The sequence below is a fragment of the Cardiobacterium sp. genome (assembly GCF_057314735.1).
Window position 1 is genome coordinate 1 of the sequence record NZ_DBHKZK010000019.1, and the last position, 10,355, is coordinate 10,355.

The 10,355-nt window shown below is 59.3% G+C and carries 9 protein-coding genes; 5 read left to right on the forward strand and 4 right to left on the reverse strand.

Annotation, left to right across the window (positions count from 1 at the left end; translation table 11 throughout):
* The first annotated feature begins 537 nt into the window (after positions 1-537).
* From ACO54Z_RS02365 to tadA, 3 genes are all read left to right on the forward strand, one after another.
* Complete coding sequence (locus ACO54Z_RS02365) at positions 538-2,580, forward strand: tetratricopeptide repeat protein (protein ID WP_485995571.1); 2,043 nt, start codon at positions 538-540, stop codon at positions 2,578-2,580.
* Between the two features lie 1,340 nt (positions 2,581-3,920).
* Positions 3,921-4,544, forward strand: a complete 624-nt coding sequence (hflD, locus tag ACO54Z_RS02370) for a high frequency lysogenization protein HflD (RefSeq protein WP_485995572.1) — start codon at positions 3,921-3,923, stop codon at positions 4,542-4,544.
* The gene (tadA, locus tag ACO54Z_RS02375; protein WP_485995573.1) at positions 4,541-4,999 is read left to right on the forward strand and encodes a tRNA adenosine(34) deaminase TadA; all 459 of its coding nucleotides are present in this window, start codon (positions 4,541-4,543) and stop codon (positions 4,997-4,999) included. Before hflD ends, tadA begins: the two co-directional genes overlap by 4 nt.
* Positions 5,000-5,060: 61 nt before the next feature.
* Here tadA and mscL read toward each other — a convergent pair whose 3' ends face one another.
* The 3 genes from mscL to brnQ form a co-directional block, all read right to left on the reverse strand.
* A complete protein-coding gene (gene mscL / locus ACO54Z_RS02380; protein ID WP_485995574.1) occupies positions 5,061-5,504 on the reverse strand; it encodes a large conductance mechanosensitive channel protein MscL in 444 nt (147 codons plus the stop codon).
* 526 nt (positions 5,505-6,030) lie between these two features.
* Entirely contained in the window at positions 6,031-6,885 is an 855-nt protein-coding gene (locus tag ACO54Z_RS02385) for a D-amino-acid transaminase (RefSeq protein ID WP_485995575.1), read from the reverse strand.
* 2 nt (positions 6,886-6,887) lie between these two features.
* The gene (brnQ, locus tag ACO54Z_RS02390; protein ID WP_485995576.1) at positions 6,888-8,243 is read right to left on the reverse strand and encodes a branched-chain amino acid transport system II carrier protein; all 1,356 of its coding nucleotides are present in this window, start codon (positions 8,241-8,243) and stop codon (positions 6,888-6,890) included.
* A 189-nt stretch (positions 8,244-8,432) separates the two neighbouring features.
* Here brnQ and ACO54Z_RS02395 point away from each other — a divergent pair, with 189 nt between their 5' ends.
* Together ACO54Z_RS02395 and ACO54Z_RS02400 are read left to right on the forward strand one after the other, a co-directional pair.
* Positions 8,433-9,302 carry an aldose 1-epimerase family protein gene (locus ACO54Z_RS02395; protein ID WP_485995577.1) on the forward strand — a complete coding sequence of 290 codons (870 nt, stop codon included), beginning with the start codon at positions 8,433-8,435 and terminating at the stop codon, positions 9,300-9,302.
* Complete coding sequence (locus ACO54Z_RS02400) at positions 9,299-9,991, forward strand: phosphoglycolate phosphatase (RefSeq protein ID WP_485995578.1); 693 nt, start codon at positions 9,299-9,301, stop codon at positions 9,989-9,991. Before ACO54Z_RS02395 ends, ACO54Z_RS02400 begins: the two co-directional genes overlap by 4 nt.
* Positions 9,992-10,068: 77 nt before the next feature.
* Here ACO54Z_RS02400 and ACO54Z_RS02405 read toward each other — a convergent pair.
* A partial coding sequence (locus ACO54Z_RS02405) for a hypothetical protein (protein WP_485995579.1) occupies positions 10,069-10,355 on the reverse strand: 287 nt, incomplete at its 5' end.

Consider the following 10,355-nt stretch of genomic DNA (forward strand, 5'->3'; position numbering starts at 1 on the left):
TCCCCCGTGGGGGAGGGTCGGGGTGGGGGCAGCAAACAAGCCGCGTTAGCGACGGCGTACAAAACGAATTGCCCCCCTCGCGCCCGATGGCGACGATTCTGCACAGCCAACATTTACATACACCTTTCCCGCTATCGTGTATGTAAGAACCTGTTTAGAGTCTGCGGGTGCAATTCCCCCCTCCCCTGCAGGGCGAAGCCCGCAGCGGGGGAGGGTCGGGGTGGGGGTGAGCGATATTGTTCATGAACTGAAGTTACTGTTTTTCAAGGGTTTTACTGTCCCCATCAATCCTCTCTCTTGCTTCGCAAGCAATGCGTGTCGCTGCACGAGCTGCTCCAGATCCACAAGGACAAGCATTGCTCGCGTAGCGAGAGAGGAGGTATATCAGCGGTTTTACCTGCTCCTGTTTGCACAAGAAAACGGATTTTCCCAAACTATAAACAGGTTCTAAAACCCCCAACCCGTTGCCCGCATCTGCGGGCAACTTTTTCCAAGTCCCCGGACAATCACACAACCAACAAAGAAGGAAATCCGCACATGAATGAAACAGAAATTTGGCAACGTATCTATCAGGCGCTGGATGACGGCGATTACGAAACCATGGTTGCCCTGCTGCGCCCGCTTGCGGAAAAGGGCGATGCGGAAGCGCAATTCCGCCTGGGCTATCGTTACGATAATGGCGAAGGCGTGGCACAGGATTATGCGCAGGCAATATATTGGTACGAACAATCTGCCATGCAGAACTATGCCGGAGCGGAATGCAATCTTGGCTGGTTATACGAAAATGGCAATGGTGTTTCGCAAGATTTTTATAAAGCCTTTGCCTGGTACGAAAGATCCGCAAGGCATGGTAGCGTTTGGGGACAGGTCAATCTCGCCGACTTGTATGAACACGGCAATGGTGTCGCCCAAGATTATGCCGCGGCATTTGCATGGTATGAAAAAGCAGCATTGCAAGACAATGGATGGGCGCAACTGAAACTCGGTGTTTTTTATGAAACGGGTCTGGGCGTCGCAGCAGATGAAAGCAGGGCGCGGCAATGGCTGGAAAAAGCGGCGATGCAGGGAAATGCTGAAGCGGCGCGGCGTCTCGCCCGTTTTTATGAAGACGGTGGCGCCATTTTTGCCGACGGTTTGCGTCTGGCGGGCAGTACGCCGCGTTATCTCGGCATTCCGCCGCAAATGTTGCCGCGCGTCGCGGCAGTCTTCCCCGCATTGCAGGCGGAAAAAAATGCGCTGTGGCAACAGGCGTTTGCCGCGCATCAGGCGGGCGACCGTTTGACCGCTTTTGCCCTGATGCGTGAATTGGCAGAAGACGGTGATGCGGATGCTCATTATTTGCTGGCACTGATGTATCTGGATGGCACGCTCATCGTTTCCGATCATTACCCCGCAAGGGCAGCTTTATATGAGGTAAAAAATGAAAGGGAATTTGTGGCACGCGGACATTTGGCACAGATTCGTTATTGGACAGAAAAGACTCATGATCCGCTCCGCCTGATGGAATCCGGCTCCTATACACGCGAGATATTGAAAAAACTGGCTGCGGAAGGTGATGCCCCGGCGCAGAATTTTCTCGGTTGTATCTACGCTGCCAATAAGCGAAACATTTTTGCGGATGACCCCAAGGCGACCGAATGCTTCGCCGAGGCCGCCGCACAAAATGATGCCATGGGGCAATTTAATCTCGCCCTGGCATATGAAAGCGGTGAGGACGATCACTGCGATTGGGCGCAGGCGCACAATTATTACGAAAAAGCCGCCGTGCAAGATTTCGCTCCGGCGAAATTCCGCCTCGCCTTGCAGTATCTGCATGGCAAAGGCGTGGCGCGTGACGAGGCGCAGGCATGGTTTGCGCAGGCGGCAGCGGGCGGCAACATCCGCGCGCAGTACCGCCTCGGCATCCGTTACTGCGATGAAGCGCGGCGGTTGTACCAGTACCACGTCAAGGCGAAAGTCTGCGACAGCGCGCGCCTGTGGCTGGTGCAGGCGGCGATACAGGGCGACGGCGCGGCGCAACGGGCGCTTGGGGTGATGTTTGCCAATCGCGATTACGGCGTGCCGGATCGTGTGCTGGCGAATTACTGGAATGACGCGGCACAATGGGCAAACGCGCCGGTTGCCGACCCGCCCGGTGCGGTACAACGCGACAGCACGGTCGCCGCGGTGGACAGCCGCCAAATCACGGCATACCGGAGTGCGGCGCGACAGGGCGATGCGGCGGCACAATACGCGCTCGGCGTGCTCTATCAGGCGGGCGAGGTCGTGCCGCAAGGCTTCGCGCAAGCCTTCCAGTGGTACGAGCGGGCAGCACAACAGCATTACGCCCCGGCGCAGCTTGCACTCGGCATCCTCTTTGAATACGGCAAGGGCGTCGCGGCGAATGCGGCGCGGGCAGTGCAATACTATGAACAGGCAGCGCTGCAGGGCCATCCCGTAGCGCAATACCGCCTCGCCTTGCACTACCGCGACGGCGAGGGCGTCGCGCAGGACACGGCAAAAGCACGCGAATGGCTGGCGCGGGCGGCAGAACAGGACAACCCAGCAGCGGCCAGGACACTGGCGGCATTGTCGGCGTGAACCGGGAAAAAGCGGCGCTAGGAGCTGTTTGCAATTGCCATAACATGATGATTTCATTAGCAGGTTTGGCTAAGGCCCGTTTACCATTCAACCATAAACACGCCCAATCCAATGCGGTTGCGTGGCAACGATTTTGTGAGCTACATCATTAGTTTGTAGGGTGTGTGCCGCAGGCACGCACGCGTTTGCCGATGTCAAATTCCCGCGTGCGTGTCGGCTACGCCGCCACACACCCTACGCACGGAACCCGCCCGCTGCGGGCTTCGCCCTGCGGAGGAGGGAGGCCTAAATTGTAAACAGCCCCTAGGGCGTGTTTACAATTCATGGTAACAAACTGATTTTATTAGTAATGCGCAAAAGGCTTAAAATTGATATTTCTATTCAAAATCAATGTATTATGCCCAATTGTAAACAACCCCTAGGTGCTGTTTACATTTCAACCCTGCCCCGTTGCGGGCTTTGCTCTGCGGTCATCCACCAAACTGCCCCCTCCCCTGCAGGTCGAAGCCCGCAGCGGGGGAGGGTTGGGGAGGGGGTGAGTAATATTATTGACGGGCTGAGATTACAGTTTTTCAGTTGTTTATAGCCCTCACCCCACCCCCTCTCCCAAAGGGACTGGAACAGCTCGCGCAGCGACAAGCATTGCTTGCGAAGCAAGAGAGAGGGGCTTATCCGTCGAATTGTAAACAGCCCTTAGGGGGTGTTTGCAATTTGAACCCTCCTCTCCTGCGAAGTGGGGGAGGGTCAGGGAGGGGGTGTGAAAAACCGCGTAGCGACCGCATCCAAAATGAATTGCAAACAGCGCCTAGGAGCTGTTTGCAATTCGACAAATAAGCCTCTCTCTTGCTTCGCAAGCAATGCTTGTCCCACAAGGAGAGGGGACATACCGACTGCTTTTCCTGTTTTCAGTTCCTTACGCAAGCATACGGAAAAATGAGATTCCCCAAGATTTTGAGCAGGTTCTTAGGATATTTGGCGCATTGCACGCGGTTCTGTATGATGATTAGTCTCATGATTTATAAGAACTTTATCGACCAGGAATAATTCCGGATAGTAGTGCCGTGGGGCGGGGTGGGGGCAGCAAACCATCCGCGCAGCGCCCCCTGCCGACACCAACATTCCCGCGTGCGTATCGGCTTCGCCGCCACACGCCCTACGCATCCAAGTCGCAAGAGCCTGTTTGGAGACTGCAAAAATCTCCTTCTCCTCAGACGCGCAGCCCACAGCGGGCGGGTTTCCACGCAAAATGCGATGGTGCCCGCTCAGGCGGTGCAACACCGTACGGGGCTTTGTGAGGATTGCTATACAATTCTCCCTTCCCTCAATAATCATCCCCCCGCATGACCCACAATAACATCCAGTCCCAGGCCTGGGCGTTTGCCGCCCTCTTTCTCGCCATTGACAGCGTGCGCGCCCTGGCCGAGCGCGGCGAAATCCGCAGCGACGCCGAACTGACCCTGCTGCCGAGCCTACTTACCACCAACGCCGCCGACATCAGCGGCTACTACGGCGAGGCCATACCGCTCGCCCGTGGCCGCGAGGCGTATTACCGCACCTTTGAACAAAAAAACGACGAACAAAACCTGCGCTACAGCGCGCAAATCCTGCACGTCGAACGGCGGCTGGCGAAAAAAGCGGCGCTGATGGCCATCCTCAAAGAGCGCCTGCACGCCGCGCAACGCCAGACAGAACACTATCCCGTGAATCACGACAACCTCATCGCCAGCTTCGCCGCCACCTACCAGCAAACCGCGAGCGAGGCGGCGGGCAAAATCCTCGTGCGCGGTGAACCGCAATGGCTGCGCCAAGCGGACCTCGTCAACCACATCCGCGCGCTGCTGCTCACCGCCGTGCGCGCCGCCGCGCTTTGGCGCGCTTTTGGCGGCAACCGCTGGCAACTGCTCTTTTCCCGCAGCGCCTTTGACGAAGCGATGCGCGGGCTGGATTTCTACGGACAGTTATGACCGACGAAGACTATCTCCACCTCGCCCTGGAGCAGGCCTCCCTTGCTGAAGCGCTCGGCGAAGTGCCGATTGGCGCGATACTGGTTGCGGACGGCGCAATCATCGCCAGCGCCCACAACCGTACCGTCTGCGACCACGACCCGACCGCGCACGCAGAAATCCTCGCCCTGCGCGCGGGCGGCCTTGTACTTGGCAATCACCGCATGGGCGGCGCCAGCCTCTACGTCACCCTCGAACCCTGCATCATGTGTACCGGCGCGCTGATTCAGGCGCGCATTGACCGCCTCGTCTTCGGCGCCTACGACAGCCGCATTGGCGCCTGCGGCAGCGCTTTTGACCTCGCCCGCCATCGCCGCCTCAATCACCACATCCGCGAAATCAGGGGCGGCGTGCTGGAAGATGAATGCCGCACGCAGTTGCAGCGGTTTTTTCGCAAGCGGCGCGACAAGGCATGACTGCCATCTGTGCGGGCAAGAAAAAAGCCGGAGCATTACTCCGGCTTTTTGTGCGATGGGGTCATTCGCCTTTTTTCTCCAGCGCCGCCTTGTTGGCGACTGCGCGGCGGATGGCGAGGCTGTCGCGGATTTCACGCAGCAGCAGGATTTCTTCGGAGGGCTGCGCCGGTGGCGTTTCTGCTTCTTCTTTTTTCAGGCTGGCGGTGAGTTTGTTCATCGGGATGATGATGAAGAAGTAGATTGCGAGCGAGACGAGGAAGAAGTTGACGATGGCGGTCAAGATTTTGCCGTATTCAAAGACGGTCGGCTCATCGCCGAAAATCGGCGGCAGGGTGAAGACGAGCGAATCGAAATTCGGCTTGCCGACCAGCCAGGCGATAAGCGGGTTGATAAAGCTCTCGACCAGGCCGCTGACGACAAGGCCGAAGGCCGCGCCCATGACCACACCGACGGCGAGATCAACGACGTTGCCACGGGCGATGAAGGTTTTGAATCCAGATAGCATATTGATTTTCCTGATTTGTTGAAGGAGCCGCGATTATAGGCGGCTTGCGAAGCGGTCATGTTACGGTTCGCTTATTTGGCATATGGCAATCCCCATATAGTGATACTCACAAGGTTCTGTACAAGGCGCGCCGCTGTAGCCGCAAAATCGTCGCCATTACCCGGATGGTGCGCCGGGGCGCACCCTATGGCGGATTTCGTACGTAGGGTGTGTGGCGGCGCAGCCGACACGCACGCGGGGAATTTTGCATCGAGAACCGCGTGCGTGCCTGCGGCACACACCCTACGCGCAGCGGAGCTATGGTGATACACGCAAAGTTCTGTACAAGGCGCAGCGCTGAAGACCGTACGCGGTTGTACGGCGCGGATTTCCCTAAAAAATGGCTCGCCATTTTTAGGGTGCCCGGTCAGGCGACTCAACACCGTATGAGGCTTTCGGTGGATGGCCATAAAGCAGCAGGATTTATGCCCGGCATTAAAAAGTCGGGCAATGCCCGACCTGCGTTCTGTAAATGGCGATGGCCGCATTACGCTGCCGTCTCCCGCAACCAGGCGATGTAGCGCTCGCGCAGTTGGCGGGTAAACGCGCCCGGTGTGCCGTCGCCGATACGGTGGCCGTCGATTTCCACCACTGGCAGGATGAATGACCCGGCGGCGCTCAAAAAGGCTTCGTCGGCGTGGTGCGCTTCGTCAATGCTGAACGGGCGCTCTTCCAGCGTCATGCCGAACGCGCCCAGCAGCGCAATCGCTGCCTGGCGGGTGATGCCGTTCAGGATGTCGTGCGTGGCCGGGCGGGTGATGAGGGTTTGGCCGCGACGTATCCAGGCGTTGTTGGAGCTGCCTTCGGTGATGTTGCCGTCGCCGTCCACCAGCCAGGTGTCGTCGTAGCCGGCGGCGACTGCGGTCATTTTGGCGAGCGATTGGGCGAGCAGTTGGGTGGTTTTGATGTCGCGCCGCGCCCAGCGGATGTCCGCCTGGGTCATGACGCGCAGACCTTTTTCCGCCGCAGGGCTGTTGATGATGTTGCGCGCCTGGGTGAACATCACCAGGTTCGGGCGCAGCTTCGGGTCGTAGAGGAAGTCGCGGTCGGCTTCGCCACGGGTGACGTGCAGGTACACCGTGCCTTCTTGCAGATGGTTTTCGGCGATGAGGCGTTTTTGTACGGCGATGATGTCGTCGAGCGGCAGCGGCAGCGGCATGGCGAGTTCGTGCAGGCTGCGTTCGAGGCGGCGTAGGTGCGCGGCGTTGTCGGCCAGTTTGCCGTCGATGACGGCGCTGACTTCGTAAACGCTGTCAGCCATGAGGAAGCCGCGGTCGAAGATGGATATTTTCGCTTCGTTTTCGGGCAGATACTGGCCGTTTAGATAGACGGTGCGGGTCATTTTTATACTCCGGGTTGTTGTGGCGGGGTGGCGAGGCGGACGCCGGCGAGGTGCAAGAGCAGGCCGATGGTCAGGCCAATGGCACCGGGGACGAGCCAGCCGAGGCCGATGTCGTAGTACGGCAGCCAGTGGCTGATTTGCGCGACGGTTTCCGCGCTGAAGCCGAAGGCGATTTTCGCCGCGTCAAACAGCCCGGCGATACCGGTCAGGCTCATCGTCGTCACATACACGATGCGGCTGCCGGCAAAGAGACGATGAAGGAAGGCGAGCAAAATCAGGGCGATGGTTAGCGGGTAAAGCAGCATCAGCATCGGGATGGAGAGTTTGACGATAGCGCTCAGGCCAACGTTGGCAAGCAGGCAGGAGATGACGGTAAAGAGCGTCGCAAACTGGAAATAAGAAACGCGCGGCAAAATGCGGTTGAAATACTCGGCGCAGGCAGTGATGAGGCCGACCGAAGTGGTGAGGCAGGCGAGGAAAACGATGATGGCAAGCAGCGCCTTTCCCGCGTCGCCAAAATAATGCAGCGCGACCTTCGCCAGTACCGCTGCGCCGTTCTCCTGCAAACCAATGCCGGCGACGCTGCTCGCGCCCATATACGCGATGAACACATACACCAGCGCGAGGCACAGCACCGCGAGACCGCCGGAAAAAGCGACCATGCGCAGCACCTGGCGGCGTCCGTGCAGACCGAGCGCGCGCACCGCGTCAATGACGATAATGGCAAACACCGGCGAGACGAGGCCGTCCATCGTTTGATAGCCCTCAATCAGCCCGGTCGCGACCGGATGCTCAAAATAACCGCCCTGTGCGGCCTGCAACGCCCCCATCGGCTTGAGCGCCGCATAGCCGACAAGCACGGCGATGGAAGCGAGCAACAGCGGCGTCAGCACCTTGCCGATGCGGCTGACCAGCTTGCCCGGCGACAGCGCCAGCCAATAACTCACCGCAAAAAAGAACAGGCTGAACAGCGCCAGCGGCCAAAAACTGCCCTGCTGCGCCTCGGAAAGAAACGGCACGACGCCAATCTCGAACGACACCGTCGCCGTGCGTGGCAGCGCGAACAGCGGGCCGATGGTCAAATACAGCAGCACCGTATAAACCAGGCCATAGAGCGGCGTTACCCGCGCGGCAAGCGCCTGCGCGTCGGCGGTGTTCGCATAAGCCACCGCAATAATCCCGACCAGCGGCAGACCGGCGCCGGTGAGGAGAAAACCAAACATCGCAGAAAACACATGCGCCCCCGCCTGCTGCCCGAGCGCTGCCGGGAAAATCAAATTTCCCGCGCCAAAAAACAACGCGAACAACATCAACCCCGTCGCCCAAAAAGCCGAACGGTCACGAAGCACAGCAGACATAAAACCCCATAAAATTTTTAGCATTAAAGAAGCGGGAAATATAACAGAATCGTCATCGCCGCGCGAAGCCAAAGCCGGGAGATGCCCGCGATTTACATACACCTCGAGCGCTCAAGTGTATGTAAATCACCAACCATACCGAAAGTTAAGAAGGTTTATACTGCGCGCTTCCCCCAACCGGAGACCACCATGTACCGCCTCGAAAACGAATACCTCGCCGCGACCATCGCCCCGCACGGCGGCGAACTACAAAGCCTCATCTACCGCGAGCGCGAATACCTCTGGCAAGGCGACGCACGCTACTGGGCACGGCGCGCGCCCGTCCTCTTCCCCATCGTCGGCAAACTCAAAGACGGCCGCTACCACTACCACGGCCACGAATACACCCTGCCGCAGCACGGCTTCGCCCGCGACCAGGACTTCCACCTCATCGAACACGACGAACACAGCCTCACCTACCGTCTCGAAGACAGCGGTGAAAGCGGCGAACACTACCCCTTCGCCTTCATCCTTGACCTCAGCTACACCCTGCGCGGCGACACCCTGCGCGTCGGCTGGCACGTCCATAACCCCGGCGAGCAGGAACTGCTGTTCTCCATCGGCGGCCATCCCGCCTTCAACCTGCCGCTGGCCGACGGCGACCAATTCAGCGACCACATCATTACCCTCGACAGCCCCGGCATCGCCCAACTCGGCTGGCAGGACGGCCTGCTTGACCCGGCGCCGCGCGCGGCAGACACCGCCTTTGCGCTGAACTACGAGCAGTTCGCCAATGACGCCCTCATCTACCACACCCCCGGCGCGACCCGCATCACCCTGCGCAGCAAAACCCCCGCCCCCGTCCTCACCGTCAGCTACAGCGAACTGCCCTACCTCGGCCTGTGGACACCGGCGGGCAAAGAAGCGCCCTTCCTCTGCATCGAACCCTGGGCAGGGGTAATGGACAGCGCCACGCACGACGGCGACCTCGAAACCAAACTGGGCATCCAGCGCCTCGCCGCGCACGCCGACTGGCAACGCCACTACGACATCCGTATCCACGACGAGGAGCAATCATGACCATCCGCGCCCTTGCCTTCGACCTGGACGGCACCCTCTGCCACACCCTGCCCGACCTCATCGCCGCCGCCAACGCCAGCCGCGCCCACATGGGACTGCCGCCGCTGCCCGATGCCGTCATCGAAAGCTACATCGGCGACGGCATCCCGCGTCTCGTGCACCGCGTCCTCACCAACCGCCGCGATGGCGACGCCGACGCCCCGCCCGCCGAACACGCCGAAGCCTACCGCTACTTCACCGCGTACTACCTTGACCACCTGAGCGACAAAACCCGCCCCTACCCGTACGTGCCAGAAACCCTGACGGCGCTGCAACAGCGCGGCCTCAAACTCGCCGTCGTCACCAACAAAAACGAAGCGCACGCCAAACAACTGCTCGCCGACCTCGACCTTGCCCATTACTTTGCGCACATCTACGGCGGCGACAGCCTGCCCGAAAAAAAACCGTCGCCGCTGCCGCTTGCCAGCACTGCTGCCGCCTTCGGCATTGCGCCCGGCGAAATGCTGATGGTGGGCGATTCTGCCAACGACATCCTTGCGGGCAAGGCGGCAGGCTGCCCGACCGTTGCCGTCACCTACGGCTACGCTGACGTCCGCGCCCTGCAAGACGAAGCACGCACCCGCACCGATTACCTGATTGACCGCTTTGACGAACTGCTCAACCTCATCCCTAACCCCAAATTGAAATAAACCCGGTAGGGGCGGTTAGGGCGAAGCCCGTAACCGCCCGAACCCAAAAGACGCCATATCCATGTCTTAGAACCTGTTCAAAATCTTGGGGAATCGCATTTTTCCGTGTGCTTGTGTAGGGAACTGAAAACAGGGAAAACAGCAGATATACCCCCTCTCTCGCTACGCGAGCAATGCTTGTCCCTGTGGGAGAGGGTTGGGGTGAGGGCGGCAAAATCATTGAAAAACAGTAACTTCAGTTCATGAGCAATATAGCAATCCTCTCTAAATTCTATACAATCATCCATTTTCCCCGGAGCCTGACCATGCCATACCCCCAAGCCATGAGAGAAAGGGCCATAGCCGCGCATCTGGAGCAGGGCAT